Source organism: Pseudomonas sp. 5Ae-yellow (assembly GCF_014077575.1).
Taxonomy (GTDB): Bacteria; Pseudomonadota; Gammaproteobacteria; order Pseudomonadales; family Pseudomonadaceae; genus Halopseudomonas; species Halopseudomonas neustonica.
Genome location: NZ_JACGWE010000006.1, coordinates 90,235 through 108,743, shown reverse-complemented (window position 1 = coordinate 108,743; position 18,509 = coordinate 90,235). Strand labels below are relative to the sequence as shown.

The 18,509-nt window shown below is 57.9% G+C and carries 19 protein-coding genes; 3 read left to right on the top strand and 16 right to left on the bottom strand.

Annotated features, from left to right (window positions below; translation table 11 throughout):
- Positions 1 to 84 precede the first annotated feature (84 nt).
- Together zipA and smc are read right to left on the bottom strand one after the other, a co-directional pair.
- Entirely contained in the window at positions 85 to 927 is an 843-nt protein-coding gene (zipA, locus tag H4J77_RS06100; protein ID WP_123887954.1) for a cell division protein ZipA, read from the bottom strand.
- Between the two features lie 86 nt (positions 928 to 1,013).
- On the bottom strand, positions 1,014 to 4,508 hold the full coding sequence (gene smc, locus H4J77_RS06095) for a chromosome segregation protein SMC (protein ID WP_182247491.1): 3,495 nt from the start codon (positions 4,506 to 4,508) through the stop codon (positions 1,014 to 1,016).
- A 206-nt stretch (positions 4,509 to 4,714) separates the two neighbouring features.
- Here smc and H4J77_RS06090 point away from each other — a divergent pair, with 206 nt between their 5' ends.
- Complete coding sequence (locus H4J77_RS06090; RefSeq protein ID WP_182247490.1) at positions 4,715 to 6,031, top strand: MFS transporter; 1,317 nt, start codon at positions 4,715 to 4,717, stop codon at positions 6,029 to 6,031.
- A gap of 10 nt (positions 6,032 to 6,041) precedes the next feature.
- Here the strand turns inward: H4J77_RS06090 and H4J77_RS06085 are convergent, their stop codons facing one another.
- From H4J77_RS06085 to ccmA, 10 genes are all read right to left on the bottom strand, one after another.
- Entirely contained in the window at positions 6,042 to 6,404 is a 363-nt protein-coding gene (locus H4J77_RS06085; protein WP_158611225.1) for an STAS/SEC14 domain-containing protein, read from the bottom strand.
- A 200-nt stretch (positions 6,405 to 6,604) separates the two neighbouring features.
- On the bottom strand, positions 6,605 to 7,810 hold the full coding sequence (ccmI, locus tag H4J77_RS06080) for a c-type cytochrome biogenesis protein CcmI (protein WP_123887950.1): 1,206 nt from the start codon (positions 7,808 to 7,810) through the stop codon (positions 6,605 to 6,607).
- Complete coding sequence (locus H4J77_RS06075) at positions 7,803 to 8,282, bottom strand: cytochrome c-type biogenesis protein (RefSeq protein ID WP_182247489.1); 480 nt, start codon at positions 8,280 to 8,282, stop codon at positions 7,803 to 7,805. Before H4J77_RS06075 ends, ccmI begins: the two co-directional genes overlap by 8 nt.
- Positions 8,279 to 8,833: a DsbE family thiol:disulfide interchange protein gene (locus H4J77_RS06070; RefSeq protein WP_182247488.1), complete on the bottom strand. Its 555-nt coding sequence runs from the start codon at positions 8,831 to 8,833 to the stop codon at positions 8,279 to 8,281. Before H4J77_RS06070 ends, H4J77_RS06075 begins: the two co-directional genes overlap by 4 nt.
- Positions 8,833 to 10,800 (bottom strand): heme lyase CcmF/NrfE family subunit, encoded by a 1,968-nt coding sequence (locus H4J77_RS06065; RefSeq protein WP_182247486.1) that lies wholly within the window; start codon positions 10,798 to 10,800, stop codon positions 8,833 to 8,835. The genes H4J77_RS06070 and H4J77_RS06065 overlap by 1 nt, the downstream gene beginning before the upstream one ends.
- Positions 10,801 to 10,812: 12 nt before the next feature.
- Complete coding sequence (gene ccmE, locus H4J77_RS06060; protein WP_123887946.1) at positions 10,813 to 11,277, bottom strand: cytochrome c maturation protein CcmE; 465 nt, start codon at positions 11,275 to 11,277, stop codon at positions 10,813 to 10,815.
- A complete protein-coding gene (gene ccmD / locus H4J77_RS06055; protein ID WP_123887945.1) occupies positions 11,277 to 11,444 on the bottom strand; it encodes a heme exporter protein CcmD in 168 nt (55 codons plus the stop codon). Before ccmD ends, ccmE begins: the two co-directional genes overlap by 1 nt.
- A complete protein-coding gene (locus H4J77_RS06050) occupies positions 11,441 to 12,184 on the bottom strand; it encodes a heme ABC transporter permease (protein WP_123887944.1) in 744 nt (247 codons plus the stop codon). The genes ccmD and H4J77_RS06050 overlap by 4 nt, the downstream gene beginning before the upstream one ends.
- A 19-nt stretch (positions 12,185 to 12,203) precedes the next feature.
- Positions 12,204 to 12,869, bottom strand: coding sequence for a heme exporter protein CcmB (ccmB, locus tag H4J77_RS06045; RefSeq protein ID WP_123887999.1), 666 nt, complete (start codon positions 12,867 to 12,869; stop codon positions 12,204 to 12,206).
- Positions 12,870 to 12,877: 8 nt separating this feature from the next.
- A complete protein-coding gene (gene ccmA / locus H4J77_RS06040; protein ID WP_123887943.1) occupies positions 12,878 to 13,513 on the bottom strand; it encodes a cytochrome c biogenesis heme-transporting ATPase CcmA in 636 nt (211 codons plus the stop codon).
- Positions 13,514 to 13,692: 179 nt separating this feature from the next.
- On the opposite strand from ccmA, the gene H4J77_RS06035 reads away from it, so the two are divergent.
- Positions 13,693 to 15,435, top strand: a complete 1,743-nt coding sequence (locus tag H4J77_RS06035; protein WP_182247484.1) for a flagellar hook-length control protein FliK — start codon at positions 13,693 to 13,695, stop codon at positions 15,433 to 15,435.
- A complete protein-coding gene (locus H4J77_RS06030; RefSeq protein ID WP_123887941.1) occupies positions 15,435 to 15,767 on the top strand; it encodes an EscU/YscU/HrcU family type III secretion system export apparatus switch protein in 333 nt (110 codons plus the stop codon). The genes H4J77_RS06035 and H4J77_RS06030 overlap by 1 nt, the downstream gene beginning before the upstream one ends.
- Before the next feature lie 43 nt (positions 15,768 to 15,810).
- Here the strand turns inward: H4J77_RS06030 and H4J77_RS06025 are convergent, their stop codons facing one another.
- The 4 genes from H4J77_RS06025 to H4J77_RS06010 form a co-directional block, all read right to left on the bottom strand.
- Entirely contained in the window at positions 15,811 to 16,218 is a 408-nt protein-coding gene (locus H4J77_RS06025) for a DUF2802 domain-containing protein (protein WP_235869598.1), read from the bottom strand.
- Positions 16,218 to 16,697, bottom strand: coding sequence for a chemotaxis protein CheW (locus H4J77_RS06020; RefSeq protein ID WP_182247482.1), 480 nt, complete (start codon positions 16,695 to 16,697; stop codon positions 16,218 to 16,220). The genes H4J77_RS06025 and H4J77_RS06020 overlap by 1 nt, the downstream gene beginning before the upstream one ends.
- Positions 16,698 to 16,786: 89 nt before the next feature.
- Entirely contained in the window at positions 16,787 to 17,545 is a 759-nt protein-coding gene (locus tag H4J77_RS06015) for a CheW domain-containing protein (protein ID WP_182247480.1), read from the bottom strand.
- A gap of 100 nt (positions 17,546 to 17,645) precedes the next feature.
- Entirely contained in the window at positions 17,646 to 18,440 is a 795-nt protein-coding gene (locus H4J77_RS06010; protein ID WP_123887938.1) for a ParA family protein, read from the bottom strand.
- Between the last annotated feature and the right edge of the window lie 69 nt (positions 18,441 to 18,509).

Below are 18,509 nucleotides of genomic sequence, written 5' to 3'. Positions count from 1 at the left end.
TGTGGCTTGTGGCTTGTGGCTTGTGGCTTGTGGCTTGTGGCTTGTGGCTTGTGGCTGGAAGGCGCACGCCTTCCAGCACTGTTTTTAACGCCGCTGACTGTAGTGCCGCCGCTCAAACTCCGCAATACGCTGGCGGTAGTGCTCGATGGTTTGTGCGGTAAGCACGCTACGCTGCTCGTCTTTCAAATCGCCGCCCAGCTCATGAGAAAGCTTGCGGGCAGCGGCGATCATCAGATCCAGCGCCTGCTTGGGATGCCGTGGGCCGGGCAGCCCCATAAAGAAACTAACCGCACGGACATGTCCCTGATCCATTTCATCCAGATCAAATACACCCGGCTTCAAGGCATTGGCCATGGAGAACAGCACGTCACCGTTGCCACTCATACTCTCGTGACGGTGGAAAATATTCATATCGCCAAAGCGCAGGCCACTTTCCAGAATGCTCTGATGTAGCGCTGAACCGACAAAACCCTGCTCATCACGGGCAACAACATTGATCACCAGCACTTCTTCAACCGGAGGCAAGTCTTGCCCGGCCTTGGCCTTCGGCTCTGGTTGCCGCGGCTTGCCCGGCTTACCCGCTGCAGGCCCGCGAGAGGCAACAGGGTCAACCAGTATCGGCGGTTCTTCCAGATCCAGGCCGCCCTGCTGCGGCTCACGCCAATCAGCGTCGGCCTGCGAGTCAGTCACGTCGTCCAGAGAAGAACCAAAGGACGGTTCTTCGCGCTCAGGTCTGCCACCGATAACCCTTGGTGGGCCCAGCAATTCATCACTTCCTGCTGCTTCTTCCGGCAAGTCGTTGAGGTTGCGCTCCAACTTGAAGCGAATGCGCGAACGCCCGCCCATACGACGCCAACCGTCGAACAGAATGCCGGCGATGACAAGAAGGCCAAAAATGAAAAGCCACTCACGCAAACCGAAATCCATGAATACCCGTTCCTGTTCTTACAATTCTGTGTGGGGCCAAGGCCCGCCTGATATCTGGCCGGATGCTAGCATGCCAGCTCTAAACTTTACACTGCCGCCAGTGCTGCTGCCTCTTCTACGTCTACTGTGACCAGTCTTGAGCAACCCGGTTCATGCATAGTTACTCCCATTAACTGATCTGCCATCTCCATCGCAATTTTGTTATGCGTAATGTAAATGAACTGCACCCGTGACGACATCTCCTTGACCATACGCGCGTAACGCCCCACGTTGGCATCATCCAGCGGTGCATCCACCTCATCCAGCATGCAGAATGGCGCGGGATTAAGCTGAAAGATAGAAAATACCAGCGCAATCGCGGTCAGCGCTTTTTCACCACCGGACAAAAGATGAATAGTACTGTTCTTTTTACCGGGTGGGCGCGCCATGATGGTCACGCCGGTGTCCAGCAGATCATCGCCGGTTAGCTCAAGGTAGGCATTACCTCCGCCAAAGACTTTGGGAAAGAGTGCCTGCAGCCCATGATTAACCTTATCGAAGGTTTCCTTAAAGCGTGCACGGGTTTCCCGGTCAATTTTGCGAATGACCTGCTCCAGCGTATTGAGCGCCTCTTCGAGATCCGCGTTCTGCGCATCCAGATACCGCTTGCGCTCTGATTGCTGCTCGTATTCTTCAATCGCCGCCAGGTTGATCGCGCCCAAACGCTGAATACGCGCATCCAGCTGGGCCAACTGCTGCTCCCAGTCGGCCTCGGTCGCCCCTTCCGGCAAGGTCTCAATAACGCCGTTGAGATCGTACCCCGACTCCAGCAACTGCTCCTGCAACCCCTGACGACGAGTCTGCAGATCACGGGCGTTGAGGCGCTGCTCGTCCAGTTGTTCACGCAGAACCTGAGCCTGCTGCTCGGCCTGCACGCGGCGGGTTTCCTGTGCCCGCATTTGCTGGTCGACTGTCTCCAGCTCGTGCCGCGCAGCAGTCAGCTGATGCTCGACATCAACCCGCTGCTCCAGCAAGGTTTCCAGCTCAATGCGTTGATCGTCTTCCGGTGCCTGGCTCTCTTCCAGCGTCATGCGCAACTGCTCACGGCGCTCGCCCAGTCGCTCGGCCTGCATCTGTTGCCGCTCCAGGCCCTGCGCCGTGCTGTTCTGCTGCGCCTTGAGCGACTGCACCCGCAAGGCCATTTGATGTGACCGGTCTTTCTGCTGACGGCCCTGCTGCCGTGCCTGATCCAGCGCTTCACGCGCCTGATCGCGCTGGCGCAGCAGCTCTTCGCGCTGGCCGGTGTCCTGCTCCATACTGTCGAGGGCGGCTTGCAGAGTCAGCCGCGCTTCACCAATCTGCTCCAGCTCATCGCTGCGCTGCTGCTTGATGTCCTGCAGATCGTCGCCAATGCGCTGCCTTCGCGCCGTAATCTGCTCCAGCCGTACCTGCTTGGCCGACCACTGTGCCTTTAGGTCACCTTGCTGACGGCTCAAGCCAGAGATTGCCTGCTGCAACCCTTCACGTTTGAGTTCGAGTCCGCGAATCCGCTCACGCAGGTCACCCAGGCGTTGTTGACTGCTCTCCAGTGCCAATTCCTGTTCAGCGAGTAGCGCCTGCAGCTGCTCCATCTCCTGTTGCCGGGCCAGTACGCCTGACTCGCTGGCCTCACCACGCCGATACCGCAACCAGTTGGGGCCAAGCCAATGACCTTGCGGGGTAATCAGCGATTCATGCGCTGCCAGTTGGTCGCGCTGGGCCAAGGCGTCTATGAGATGTTCAACCGGACGAATACTGCCGAGCCAGGGGCTGAGATCGATCGCGGATTCAACCTTGTCGAGCAGACTACCGGGGGAGCTGCGGCCCGCATTGCGCGCATCCAGCAAGCGCAGATTGCCCTGTTCGAAGTCAGCCAGTGCCTCAGTCAGGTTGGCAACGTCGTCCAGACAGACCGCTTGCAGGTCATCGGCCAGCACAGTCTCCACCGCCAATTCCCAACCGCTGGCAACCTGAATCTGCTCGGCGAGCTGACGACCGCCCGCCAGACCCTGCGCCGCCAGCCAGTCACCCACCTCGGTACCCTGATCCAACGCGGCTTGCTGCAAGGCCTCCAATGACGCCAGGCGACCGCTGCCGCGCTGCATTTCGCCACGTCGAATATCCTGCTCCTGCTGCAGCGCATTAAGGTTGTCGCGCTCGTGCTGCAGCGTTTCACCCACTTCTGCCAAGGCCAGCTGATCACCCTCACCACGCATTTCCAGTTCAGCCAGTTGCTCACCCAGCTCAGCCAGCTCGTCATCCAGTGGCCCAGCGTTCAAGCTACCGCGCTCTTCTTCCAGGCGCTGAATACGCTCGCCCAGGCGCTCAATGGATTGCTCCATGTGCCGGATACGCGACTGCTCGACTTCGGCTTGTTGGCGCGGTACCGCTGCCTGCTGATTGAACTGCTCCCACGCCTGCTGCCAGCTTTGCATGCTCTCTTCGGCTGCCTGCAGTTGCATGGCGGTGTCTTCATCGGCAGCACCCGCCAGTTCCAGCTCGGGCTCCAGCTCGCTCAGTTCGTTTTGCAGGTCGGCCAATAGCGCCTGGTCCTGAGTCAGGTGGCTCTGCGCTTCCTGCCAGGCATTCTCGGTCTGCTCGATATCGTCATGCAGCTGCCGCTGACGATCACGGTTGAATTGCAGCACCTGCTCGATACGGCTGATATCCGCACCCAGACTATAGAAGCGGGCCTGCACCTGATTAAAGCGCTCGTTCAGATCGCTGTGCTGGTCGCGGTGTTTTTCGATTTCGCTGTCAGCGTTACGCTGCTCGGCAATCAGGGCTTCGAGCGCGACCTCAAGATCACGCACCCGATGTTCGCGCTCACCCGTCTGCGCGTTCAGCCCCTGCCAACGCAGTGCCTGCAGCTGCGCCTTGAGCTGTCGCTCTTCAGTTTTGTATTCCTTATACTTCTCCGCGGCCTGCGCCTGTCGATGCAAGTGCGAAAGCTGGCGTTCGAGTTCTTCGCGCAGATCGGTCAGACGGGACAGATTCTCGTGGGTACGGCGAATGCGGTTTTCGGTTTCCCGGCGGCGCTCCTTGTACTTGGAGATACCTGCGGCCTCTTCGATAAACAGACGCAACTCATCGGGCTTGGCCTCGATCAACTTGGAGATCATGCCCTGTTCGATGATCGAGTAACTGCGCGGGCCCAGGCCCGTGCCCATAAAGATGTCGGTTATATCGCGGCGGCGGCACTTGGTACCGTTGAGAAAGTACTGATTCTGCGCCTCGCGGGTTACCCGGCGACGAATGGATATCTCGTTGTAGCCAGCGTATTCACCACGCAAGGTGCCATCGCTATTATCAAATACCAGTTCAATCGAGGCTTGGCCTACCGGCTTGCGCGTGTTGGAGCCATTGAAAATGACATCGGTCATGGACTCGCCACGCAGATTTTTGGCTGAGCTTTCACCCATCACCCAGCGCACCGCGTCGATAATATTGGATTTGCCGCAGCCGTTCGGCCCCACCACCGCTCCCATGTTGGTCGGGAAGTAAACGGTGGTAGGGTCAACAAAGGATTTGAAGCCTGCCAGCTTGATGCATTTCAATCGCATGGGTGAGGCATGTCCTTGCTCGACTCAGCGGCTGTCTCGGCCAAAAACCGCCGCAGACAGAATAAACGCCCATTTTTACTCACTATGCTGCGCAAAGAGAAGCCCCGCGCGGCAAAACAAGCATGATTGGCACTGCTAGCCAAGCGCCGACAACTGCGGCAAACTCTTGCGCCGACGTCGATAGCCACCGGAGAAGACCGCGCACCATGGCACTGGAACCTGATCTTAACGGCCTGTACAACAAGCTGATGAATGAAGAAGACGCGCGCGTGTGCAAGGATATCCCGGACGGTGCCTGCACCAACGTGCCGCAGAACTTCTTCCGGCAAGTGCTGGCCAACACCCTGACCAGCCTTGGCGACACGCTGACCAACCCGAAAACCACCCTGGCCTGGCTGATGGGCGTGGTGGGCGCGCCGGTGGCGCTGGTAGCCTGGCTGGTGCCGATCCGCGAATCCGGCTCCATGCTGCCGCAACTGCTCATTGCCTCTTACGTGCGCCGCTTCAAGTATCGTAAAGGCACCTGGATACTCGGCAGTCTGCTGCAGGCTGCAGCCCTGCTGGCGATGGGCGCGGTCGCTTGGGCGACTGAAGGTGCCTTGGCTGGCGGCCTGATCATTCTTTGCCTGATCATCTTCAGCCTGGCACGCGGCCTCTGTTCTGTGGCCAGCAAGGACGTGATTGGCAAGACGGTTCCCAAGACCCGTCGTGGCCGCCTTAATGGCCTGGCCAGCAGCCTGTCCGGCTGGGTTGCTCTGGCCTTCGGTGTCTACTGCCTGATCTGGCCACCTCAGGATGATGACATGCTGTTCTATGCCGTCCTGCTTGCCGCCTCGGCCTTGCTCTGGGTGCTCGCGGCGCTGGTCTATCAAACGATCGATGAAGCACCTGGGGCAACGGACGGTGGCGGCAATGGCATCAGCGAAGCTATTGGGCGCATCAGCCTGCTGCGCGATGACAAAGCCTTTCGCCGTTTTGTCATAACCCGTGCGCTGCTGCTGTGTTCGGCGCTATCCGCGCCCTATTACGTCATTCTGGCGCAGGATATCAACGCCGGATTTGGCATGCTCGGCGCTTTTCTGGTGGCCAACGGCCTGGCGAGCAGCTTGAGCGCAATGGTCTGGGGGCGGATGTCGGACACATCGAGCAAGCAGGTGATGATTCGTGCCGCCTTTATGGCCAGCCTGCTCGGGCCGCTGGTGATTGCCCTGCATGAGCTATCGGTACTGCCAGACAGCCTGCAGGCCTGGCTGTTTCCTGTCGCCTTTTTTATTCTCGGCATTGCCCATAGCGGCGTGCGCGTGGGCCGCAAGACCTATGTACTGGATATGGCGGGCGGCAGCAAACGCACGGATTACGTCGCGGTAGGCAACAGCGCTATCGGCCTGATTCTGCTGGCAACCGGTTTGTTCGGCTTGCTCAGCTCGCTCATCGGCGCGAGCGGAATGCTACTCCTGCTCTCAGGTATCGGCCTGCTCGGAGCGCTGCTGGCGTTCACCCTGCCAGAGGTGCAGCAAGACTGAACTCAGGCGCTCAACCGGCCTGCACCCAGTCGCGCGCCTCGTCTGTTTGATCAGACCGAAACACACGCACATCAATCGAGCTGAACAGCGTATCCGCCAGGCTAGCCATGGTTTCCATCCAGCGCTTATCGGTGACCACGGCTTCACGCTCGAAACGGCTCCAGTGACTGAAGCCATACTTGATGTCTTTATAGAAAGCTTCCACGGTGATGCCGTCAAAGCTTGGCATCTCGACATACAGCCTGACCTTGTCGTGCTTTTCTAGCGCGACCTCAATCAGCGCTATGGCCTGGTCCAGCACCTCAGTGGTGACTTTGCTTTCAATACGAAAACCAACCACCCGGTCGTCGGCAAAGGGAATTGAAACCAGCATCTCCCACCTCTCCTGCCTGCTAAACAGGCTGTCAGCGGCAGAACCCATCAGCCGCTTTGGTTGCCAGCGCCCGCCACGCGGGAGCTGGTCTCAGGTAACACAGATATTTTGACTGACACACTCACGTGAGGTTCACGCAAAAAAAATCGCCCTGCCGGTATCCGACAGAGCGATCATGGGCGCCGCGCAGTTAGCCCGGGTTAGTCAGCGGCCTGGTTGATAACCAACTCCAACTGCTCACCACTGCCAGCATGCACATCATCCAGCCGTCCCAGATGAGTGCCTTGGCGAGCATCACCTGTGGGCGAAACACGCGCCACTACTTCCAGCGTCTGTTCAGCGCTGAGCGTGACGCCGGGCAACATGGCATCAGCCTGGGTCAGGATAATATCCAGTGGCAACTGGGATAGCGTCAGCCGCTTGGCGATAAGCGGCATGGGTGGGCCATTGGGCTCACGAGCGAAGACGAACACACTGGCGTTGGGATCCAGCTGTGCCATCAGCTCTGGCGCCACACTGACCCTGAGGCTGATTGACGGCCCTTCATCCACTGCTGCCGGCGGCGTGCCACCCGCGGCTGCGAGACGCTCGCGAGCACGATCGATACCGCCCTGAATAGCCTCGACTCCTTGACTGCCCGGCTCAGTTGCCTGCAGCAAACGCTGCCAGTAGCCAATCGCGCCTGAATAGTCGCCGCCCTCAAATGCAGCGATGCCCAGCAAGCCCAAGGCAGTGGGGTTATTGGGTTGCAGCTCCAGGGTCTTGTCCAGCGCAGCCACCGCCTCTGGATCAAGCTGATTGCCATTGGCGAAGTAACGCGCCTGGGCCAATTGCGCCAATACATCCGGCGCTTCGCCCAACTGGTTCAAGCTATTACCAAAAGCTTGAACAGCGTCGGCTGGACGCTGCGCGCTCATATAGGCACGACCGAGCATATACCAGGCTTCGCCGTTGGTTGGCTGTACTTCCACCACCCGCTCGGTACGATCGATCAAGGCTTCAACGCTGCTCACTTGTGGGGTGTCCTGCATTTCGCGGTACAGCGCCAGACCGTCCGGATTACCCCATGCCTGATACAGGCCGACAACCGCCAGCGGCATTACCACCGCCGCCAGCAGCAATACACCTTTGATCCCCCGAGTTAACGGGGCGCGCTTGGCATCGGCTGCAGCAGTATCTTCCAGCAGCAAGCGACTGGCCTCCTGCTGGGCACTCTGTACCTGCGCCTCGGTTAATTCACCAGCGCGCTGTTGTGCCTGCAGTTCAGCCACTCGCTCTTCGTACAGCGCGACATTCAGCGCAGTACGATCAACCCGCTCATTGCTACGTCTGCGCCACAACGGCCAGACGACGACTACCACCGCCAGTAAAACCATGGCGGCGGCTATTAACCAGAAATCAATCATTTTGACTCTTCTTTTCTTCCAGCAGTTGATCCAGCCGTTGTTGCTCTTCACTGGTCAAGATAGTGTCCAGCGGGTCTTTAGCAGCACGCTGACGGCGGCGAACCAGCATGAACACCGCCAGAAAACCCGCGAGCAGGAAAAACACCGGGCCAAACCAAAGCACCAGGGTTTCGGCGTTCAACGCCGGTCGATAACGCACAAAATCGCCATAGCGCGCGACCATGTAATCAACCACTTCCTCATCACTGCGGCCGTCTTCCAGTAACCGATAAACCTCGTTACGCAAGTCATGAGCGATAGGCGCATCCGAGTCCGCTATATTCTGGTTCTGGCACTTGGGGCAGCGCAGCTCGGTACTGATCGCGTAAAAGCGCTCGCGTTCCAGCTCCGAGGAAAATTCAAAGGTGTCGACTGCTGCCTGCGCACTGAGTAGCACAGCACCCAGGGTCAGACCTGCCAGCCAGCGCTTCATGGTTTCACCTCATCAACCAGTGCCTGATAACGAGCAGCAAGTTCGCGCTCCCAGACCTTCTCGTCGATCACCCCAATGAACTTGTAGCGAACAATCCCTTGGGCATCGATGAGAAAGGTCTCGGGGGCACCGTATACGCCCAGATCAAGACCTAAACGGCCATCGGTATCACTGATATTCAACTGGTAGGGGTTGTGAAAATCACGCAGCCACTTCTGCGCAGCGGCGTTGTCATCCTTGTAGTTGACGCCATGAATAACCACGCCTTGCGCAGACAGCTTGTTCAACACCGGATGCTCAACTCGGCAAGCGACGCACCAGGTAGCCCAGATGTTGACCAGCGCAGGCTTGCCGAGCAAATCATCGCGTGACACGTGTTGCTGCGCATCCGGTACCGATGGCAGATTAAATGCGGGAAACGGCTGATTGATGAGCGGAGAAGGTAGCGTCAATTCGTTCTTGCCCTCCTCCTTACTCAGCAGGTCGCGCAAAAAGAACCCAGCCAGCACCAGAAACAGCAGAAAGGGAACAATCAGTAATAGCCGGCGCATCAGACAGCCTCCTCGGCATTGAGCGGCGCTGACTTGCGCTGCCGCACTTTCAGGCGGTAGCGCTTGTCGCTGGCCGACAGCAAGCCGCCCGCCATCATCAGCAAGCCGCCCAGCCACACCCAGCGCACAAACGGCTTGATGTGCACGCGGATGGCCCAGGCATCGCCTTCCAGCGGCTCGCCCATGGCAACAAACAGATCACGGGTGAAACCGGCGTCGATACCCGCTTCGGTCATCACCTGATTTTTTACTTTGTACAAGCGCTTCTCCGGATACAGCATGGTGACCTGACTGTCGCCTTGCATCACCCGCACCCGCCCCTGATCAGACACCCAGTTGGAGCCCTCACGGTGCTGCACACCCTCAAAGACAAACTCATAACCGCCCAGCTCAAGGCTGTCGCCCGGCGCCATACGCAGGTCACGCTGATTATCGAACAGGCTGGCGCCGATCACCCCGACCGCACACACAGCGATACCCAGGTGCGCCAGCGTCATGCCCCAGTAACTGCGCGGTAGCGCACGCAAGCCCTTGCGCAAACCCTTGTTGCGCGTCTTGTGCAGGATGTCGCGCACACTCGCGCCAGTTACCCAGAACACCAGCAGCAGCATGCTGCCAACGGCGAACAGATGATCACCAATCCATAGCGCGATGCCGATGGCGCCGACTGCCGCCAGTAACAGCACCCACTTCAACTGCCCGGTTAGCCAACTCAACGGCGTTTCTTTCCAGCGGCTGAGAATACCCGCGCCCATGGCTAACATCAGAATCGCCATTAGCGGCAGGAACATGCCATTGAAGTAAGGCGGACCCACCGATACCAGACTGCCAAAGGCCGACATGATCAGCGGATAAAGCGTACCCAGCAGCACCATCAGCGCCGCAACCACCAGGACCAGGTTATTGACCAGCAAGAGTGCCTCACGCGAGTTCCAGGCGAAGCCAATCTGACTTTTAACCACCGGAGCACGCAGGGCGTAGAGCAACAGTGAACCGCCCACCACAACCAGCAGGAAGCCAAGAATGAACACACCGCGCTCAGGATCGGTCGCAAACGCATGCACCGAGGTGAGCACGCCGGACCGCACCAGGAAGGTACCCAGCAGACTCAGCGAGAAAGCGGCAATGGCCAGCAGCACCGTCCAGCTCTTGAACACACCACGCTTCTCGGTCACTGCCAGCGAATGGATCAGTGCAGTACCCACCAGCCACGGCATGAAAGAGGCATTTTCTACCGGGTCCCAGAACCACCAGCCACCCCAGCCAAGCTCGTAATAAGCCCACCAGGAGCCGAGCACGATACCCAGACTCAGAAACGCCCAGGCGACGATGGTCCATGGCCGTGACCAGCGCGCCCAGGCGGCATCCAGACGACCGCCGAGTAGCGCAGCAATGGCAAAGGCAAAGGCAACCGAAAAGCCCACATACCCCATGTAGAGCATCGGCGGGTGCACGATGAGTCCAAAATCCTGCAACAGCGGGTTGAGGTCATTACCATCTGCTGGATGAAACGGCAGCTGACGATCAAAGGGGTTGGAGGTCATCAACATGAAGAGCAAAAAGCCAACACTGATCATGCCCATGATAGACAGCACGCGGCTCAACATATCTTCGGGCAAATCGCGCGAGAAGATCGCCACGGCAAAGGTCCAGGCAGAAAGAATCAGTGCCCACAACAGCAAGGAGCCTTCATGGCCGCCCCATACCGCGCTAACCCGGTAGTACCAGGGCAGTGCAGAGTTGGAGTTGAGTGCTACATAGGTCACGCTGAAGTCGTTGCTGACAAACGCCTGCACCAGACACAGAAAGGCGAAGAATACAAACAGGCACTGGGCCATGGCCGCTGGCTGCGCAAAGCTCATCGCCAGCGAGTCACCCCGCCAGGCGCCATACAGCGGGACCGTTGCCTGCAGCAGCGCCAGACATAGGGCAATAATCAGGGCAACTTGCCCAAGCTCGGGAATCATACGATCTCCACCTCAGTAATTGCTGGCCGGGGCGCCATCGGCAGCCTTCTTGGCCTTGGCGTCATTCATGGCTTTGGCCACTTCAGGCGGCATATACTCTTCATCGTGCTTGGCCAACACCTCGTCAGCCTGCAATACGCCCTCGGCATCCAGCCGACCCAGCGCCACTATCCCCTGCCCCTCACGGAACAGGTCAGGCAGAATACCGCTGTAAGCGATAGTTACGACGTGCGTGCCATCGGTAACATCAAAGTGCACATCCAGACTATCTTTGGCGCGTGTCAAACTCCCCTCGACAACCATACCGCCGGCGCGAATACGGGCGTCACCGGGCACCTCGCCAGCCACAATCTGACTAGGCGTATAAAACAGATTGATGTTCTGCTGCAGGGCCGACAGCGCCAACGCGACAGCCGCTCCCACACCAATGATCACCAGCAAAATCAAAATCAGGCGTTTTCTTCGCAACGGATGCATTACATACCCTCCCGCCGACGTCGGCGTGCTTCAGCCTGAACCAACCGACGCTTTCCCAGTATCGGTGGCAGGAACAACAGAATCAGAACCGTCGCCGTAATCCCGTAGGCAGACCAGACATACACACCATGACCACCCATCGCCAGAACATCGGGCAGATTGCTCATGAGCTTTTCTCCAGAATCTCGCGGACCCAACGCGCCTTGTACTCACGGCGGAGCACTTCAAGACGCATGCGCAGCAACAGGTTGAGCGCAAACAGGCCGTAAAAAGCGATCACCATCACCAGCAGCGGCAACCACATTTCCGGTGGCATCGCGGGCTTTTCAGTCATGGTAAACGTGGCCGGCTGATGCAGCGTATTCCACCAATCAACCGAGTATTTGATGATCGGGATATTCACTACACCAACAATCGCCATCACCGCAGTAGCCTTGGCGGCGGTATCCCGATTACTGATCGCCATGCGCAGCGCAATAATCCCGAAGTACAGAAATAGCAGAATAAGCATGGACGTCAGGCGCGCATCCCATTCCCAATAAGTACCCCAGGTCGGCTTACCCCAGATTGAGCCGGTGATTAGCGCCACGAAGGTCATCCAGGCACCAATGGGCGCCGCGCACTGCAGCGCCACATCAGCCAGCTTCATGCGCCAGACCAAGCCGACTATGCCGGCCACAGCCAGCATCATGTAGCATGATTGCGCCAGAATAGCGGCAGGCACATGGATGTAAATGATGCGAAAGCTATTGCCCTGCTGGTAATCCTCGGGCGCATAAAACAAGCCCCAGACAACGCCAATAGCCAACAGCAACACACTAGCCAGCGCAAGCCACGGCAGCAGTTTTCCGCTGATCTCGTAGAACCATTTGGGCGAGCCCAGTTTGTGAAAAAATGTCCAGCTCATTCGCTGTCAGTCTCCGCGCCTATTCACTCACGCCAATTCGCAAACCTGCTGCTATTGCCAGTGGCGCCAGGCTCAAAGCCAATAACGCCAGACAGCCAAGCCAGAGCAGATAACCCAATACCGGTAACCCCTGCAAAGCAGCGTCCATCGCACCCGTACCAAGAATCAGCACGGGGATATAAAGCGGTAGTATCAACAGTGCCAGCAGCATGCTGCCACTGCCTTTCAAACCGACGGTCAGTGCTGCGCCAATTGCGCCCAATAAACTTAAAACGGCGGTGCCTAACAAGAGCGTGAGGCAGAGTGTTGGCATAACCGACCAGGGCAGCGCGAGCATCAAACCCAGCACCGGCGCCAACAGTACCAGTAACAGGCCACACATCAACCAATGATGCAGTACTTTGACCAACACCAGCAGCGTCAGTGGGTGTGGTGACAGCACCCACTGCTCCAACGAGCCATCTTCAAAATCACTGCGAAACAGGCCATCCAGAGACAATAAGGTCGCCAGCAACGCCGCTACCCAGATAATGCCCGACGCCATGCGCTGCAATAATTGTGGCTCCGGCCCGACCGCCAATGGGAAAAGGGTAATGACCATGGCAAAGAAAATGAGCGGGTTGAGCAAATCGCCGGGGCGGCGCCAGGTCAATTGCCATTCGCGTTTGAGTAACAGCCAGATCATCTGTCGCATCAGTTGACCCGCCCCAGTTCCAGCCGCCGCACGCCGGCAACATGCGCCAGACTATGGTGGGTCGTTAGCACCACAGTGCCGCCGGACGCGGCAAAGCTCATAATGTGCTGCTCCAGCGTGAGCACGCCAGCCTGATCCAGCGCGGTAAAAGGTTCATCGAGAATCCATATCGGTGCGCCCGGCAAATACAAACGTGCCAATGCAACGCGGCGCTGCTGGCCGGCAGAAAGCTGGCGACAGGGCACATCCTCAAAACCGCGCAGCCCCACCTGATCGAGCGCCTGCCAGATAGCCTCGCTACTGACCGGCCGGGTCAATGCGCAGAGCCAGCTAAGGTTTTCTTCCGCTGTCAGCGCAGACTTCACGGCGGGAGCATGACCAATATAGAGGAGATTGCGGCGCCAATACTCTCGACCGCTACCGGACAGGATACTCTTTTCGGCAAAGCTGATATCGCCGGCGGTAGCGGGCATCAAACCCGCCATAATGCGCAGCAGGCTGGTTTTACCCGCGCCATTCGGGCCCGCAACCTGCAGGACGTCTCCTGGCTGCAGACAGAAGGAGACCGCGGAGAAAAGCTCACGCTCATCCCGCTCACAGGCCAGCTCGATGACGTCGATCTGCTGCTTGCTCACCGCTACTCCAGACACAGGCTATATCGCACCGATACCATTGCGTTCATGATTACGGCATGCTGGCCGCTATACTCAATGCAATAGCCGCCAGAAGCGGGCTTAAGAGCCCGTTCTCAGGGGCGCCATTATACATGCCCCCCTTGCCCGGGGGACCTCGATTTACATCAACATGTGACAACATGAGCCCGGATTTTCGCCTACCGCCAACCAGCACTATAACGCCCAGCGCGCCAACCACGCCTGTTGCGGCGCCGAGCGCGCGTAGCGCAGAGGCAATCAGTGTGGCCTTACAGCTGTTGCGGCCAATTGACGCACTGCAACTTGGCGCTGGCGCCAAGGTACCTGCCGAAGTGGTGCAAAGTAACCCGAGCACCAGCACTGGCGGACAGTTTGATGTGATGCTGCGCATCGCACGCGCTGACACCGGAGTCCCGGCCACGCTGCAGACGAGCAGCCCGCAGCCGTTCACTACCGGCACCCAGGTGCTGATTCAAGCGGTGAGCCAAACGCAGCTTCTGGCAGTACTGCAACCGAGCGGCACCGCAGCCACCACGGAGCCACTCACTCGCCTGGACCCTACTCAATTTCCGCCAGGCAGCGCAGTACAAGCCAAGGTACTGAGCCAGCAACCCGTTAACGACGCTGCGGGCAAACAGGTTGCCTTTGCCCTGCTGGCCAAAATCATTCAAGGCGCCGGTATGGGTAACCTGTTGAAGCTGACCAGCAATCAACCGGTAGAGCCCGGCACTCAGCTCAATGCCAGCGTAGGAGCACAAGGTGAGTTACGCGTACTAGCCAGCGGCGCTCAACAGCGCCAACTGGATTTGCTGCAAGGATTACGTGACACCTTGCAGAATCAAGCGTCCAGCGAGCCACTGCTGAAACGCCTGGATCAGCTGCAAGCGTCACCACGCGGGCTGCCCGCGGTGCCAGCCTTGCATCAGGCAATAAGCAATGTGCTGCAGCAGATCACCACACCGCAACAACTAACCACCGCTAACGGCGTCGCCAATGCAATAAAGCAGAGCGGCCTGTTTCTCGAACCCAATCTCGCCAAGCTGGCTGACTCTCTGATCGCTCAAGCCACCGCCAAACAAAATATCGGGCCCGCTGGCTCCGGGACCACAGACGCTGGCAGCCAACTAAATACCGCAGCGCAGCGAATCATGCCCGCACTGGATAAACTGCTTCCTCTACTGTCAGGTCTTTCAACGCCGCCCGGAACACACGAGCCCCTGGCCGGAGTCGACCTCAAGGGTACCCTGGTCAGTCTGTTGATCAACCTGCAGCAACAGTTGCCGCCCAGCAGCCTGAACGCGCTAAATCCCCCTCAAGGGCCATGGCAGCAAGCCAGCCAGGCGGCCACGCAACAGCAGCTCAAGGCTGGCTTGTTTCCCCTGCCAACCCGCGCCTTGCAAGCACTGGGAGAGGCCAATGATCTTGGCAGCCTGTTGCGCCTGACGGCGGCCCTGCTGTCACGAATACAGCATCATCAGCTTCAGAGTCTGGGGCAAACCCAGAGCTTTTCCGATGGCAGCACACAGACGACCTGGCAGCTGGAAATTCCGCTGCGCGACGGCCATCAGTTCAGCCACGTACAAATGCGTATACAGCGCGACAACCCGCCGCCCGATGCCAAGCAACAGGCCGAACCAGTAGCCCAATGGGAAGTCAGGCTTTCATTTAACCTGGATGAGCTCGGCAGCATGCAAGCTATTGCCAGGCTGCGAAAAGACAAAGTTAGCACCGAGTTTTGGGCCGAGCGGGCGGAGACCCTAAGCCTGCTGGATACACAAATGTCCGAGCTGCGCGACCGGCTGCTGGCAAAAGGATTGGACGTAGGTGAACTGAGCTGCCATCGCGGTTCCCCGCCACCACCTCGCCAAGCATTGCAGCAAACCTGGATTGACGAGGTAACCTGATGAGCAATTCACGTGAAGCCATCGCCCTGGTTTACGACGGGGAGAAAGCGCCGGTACTCACCGCCAAAGGCGAAGGCGAACTCGCCGAACAGATTATTCAGCTCGCTTTAGACTACGAAGTTCCCATCTACGAGAATGCGGACCTGGCTCGGATGCTCACGCAACTGGAGTTGGGCGACCAGATACCTGAGGCACTCTATCGCACCATTGCGGAAATCATTGCTTTTGCCTGGTACCTGAAGGGAAAACGCCCAGCGGGATTCGACCCCGATGGCGGCCAGCCGAAGCCCAAGCAGCTAAAACATGATCAGCCGAATCAGGGCTCAAAATAAGAATGCTGTAACAAGCTACCAACGGGATGGTGAAAGCCTGCCCTCAATTACGTCCGACGCCGTGCAGCTTTACGAAAAGCTCTGCTTCCGACTTGGAAAGCCCGCACGATTGAGTAAGGTCTTCTATGCTAGCGCCCATACCAACCAGGCGAGCGGCCTGGCTATAGGGCAACGACTGCGGGTCATGGGTTTCCAACTTGAGCTGCTTGTCTTCCAGCCGCTTGAGCTGCAGCCGCAGTGCCGTCAGCTCCTCACCCATACGAATACTGCCCTGTTGAAAAGTCGCAACATCACGCGACAGCTGCTCCTGGCGCAGACGGAGCTGCTCTGACTGGAGCCGAACTTCCATCGGCAGAGCACGAACCTTGGCGAACAGCACAATCAGTGCAGCTACAACCAGGCCCAGGACACTGCCGAGCAACAGCACTAGCCAAGGTTCATTCATCGCCATCAAAATCCGGACAGTTCAGCCCACTCATCCTCAGTCATCATCTTTTCGAGATCGACCAGAATCAGCAGTTCATTGTTCTTGTTGCATACACCCTGAATGAACTTGGCAGACTCATCGGTACCCACATTAGGCGCGGTCTCGATCTCGGATTGACGCAGATAAACCACCTCGGCCACGCTATCAACCAGAATACCCACCACCTGCTTGTCAGCCTCGATGATCACCACACGCGTGCTGTCAGTAATAGGTGCAGGCGTCAGTCCAAAACGTTGGCGGGTATCAATAACGGTAACAACGTTGCCACGCAGATTGATGATACCCAACACATAGGATGGCGCACCCGGAACGGGGGCAATCTCGGTGTGGCGCAGCACTTCCTGCACCTGCATAACATTGATGCCATAACTCTCGTTATCCAGGCGGAAGGTAACCCATTGCAGGATCGGATCTTCACTACTTTGTCCCGAATTATTTTTCATTATCTTGCTTCCCGATCATCGTTGATAGCGATCCAGCAGCCTGGGACGCCGGATGTTGGTTCTGACTCAGTAGCCAGAAGCCAGTGTAGTTATCCTAATGCTGGCGATGCGGCATTACCAGATTTCTGCGCGGCAACACCCTTTACTATCAGGCTAGCCAGCGCAGACACATCCAGCAAGGCACACATATGATCAATCACGGTACCGGCCAACCAAGGACGTTTGCTTTCTTGCGAACGCCATTTAATCTGCTCCGGTTGCAACCGAATGGATTGATGCACACCGTGCACGGCCATCCCCCAGTCATAACCCTCTACTGAGATGACAAAAGCCAGCCTGTCCTTCAATTCCTCACTGTAACGCTCCGGCATGACCCAACGTGCGGTATCCAGCACCTTAAGATTGCCCGCCTGGGTCGCCATTATGCCCAGGAACCAATCGGGCTGGCCAAACAACGGCGTGATTTCGGTATCCAGCGGGTAGATGGTGCCCAATGATACCAGCGGCACTGCGAGCTTTAAGCCACCCACATCAAAGAGTAAGGCTTCAAAAGACTGCTCGCGCCAGGCCGCGCTGGCTGCCGGCACAGGTATAGAAGTCTCTGGTTCTGGCTGAGACACCGCTGGCACAGATTCGACAACTGACGGCGTATTGTCTCGCAGGCGCTGGGGAGCCTCTGTTTTGAGGGCCTCTACCACGGGCACAGGCGCGGCCTGAACAGGCTGAACGCTAGGATCAACTTCAACTCGCGCGAGTTCCTCTGCCGCATCCTGCAGCAGCGCATCCAGATAATGCTGAATGGTTTGTTCCGGCACGAACTCCTGCACCGGCAATCTGGATTTACTCATAACACCTGCGTCGTCATTAGTTTGTCTGAAGCCTCAGCAATTGCTGACCTTAACAGTATATCGGCGGCGAAGATTAAAGCATTAGCCAACCTGACCGTGTTCAGGCTACCTGCTCGCTTCGCGACAGGCTCTGCGCCAGTAAATAACGCAGGAGCGCGCGATAAGCCAAAACACCGCGCGCGCTGCTATCTAGCTGCGAAGGCACCAGACCAGCCAGACTGGCGTCGCGCAATTTGGTATCAATCGGGATATAAGCCTGCCAAAGCTGGTCAGCATAATCGCGCCGCAACATGCGCAACGTGCTGAGCGAGGCCTGAGTACGACGATCAAACAAGGTAGGAACGATGGTATAAGGCAGCGCCTGTTTTCGTGACCGATTGACCATGTTCAATGTGTGCACCATACGCTCCAGGCCCTTAAGAGCCAGAAACTCGGTTTGCACCGGAATAATCAGCTGCTCACTGGCCGCCAAAGCATTGATCATGGACACACCCAACAACGGTGGACTATCAATAATTACAAACTGGAAATCGTTCCACAGCTGAGCCAGCGCGCGAGAAATAACCAGCCCGTAACCGCCCTGTGCCGCAGACTGCCGCTCTAACGTCGCCAGCGAAGTACTGGAGGGGAGCAGCTGAATATTGGGATGCGAGGTATCAAGCAACAACGCCGATGCCAAGCCTTCAGGCACCTGCCCATTGTGCTGAAATAAATTAAATACGCTACTGGTGAGCTGGTCAGGGTCATGCCCGAAATAACTGGTCATAGAGCCGTGGGGATCAAGATCCACCACCAGCACACGCTGCCCCTGGTCCGCCAAAAGCCCGGCCAACGCTACAGCAGAGGTAGTCTTGCCCACCCCACCCTTCTGGTTGGCTACTGCCCAGACTCTCATAGCTCACCTCCGGGGGCATTCCTGTTCGGATAGACCCGATGACACGTGATAAACGACAACATTTTGACT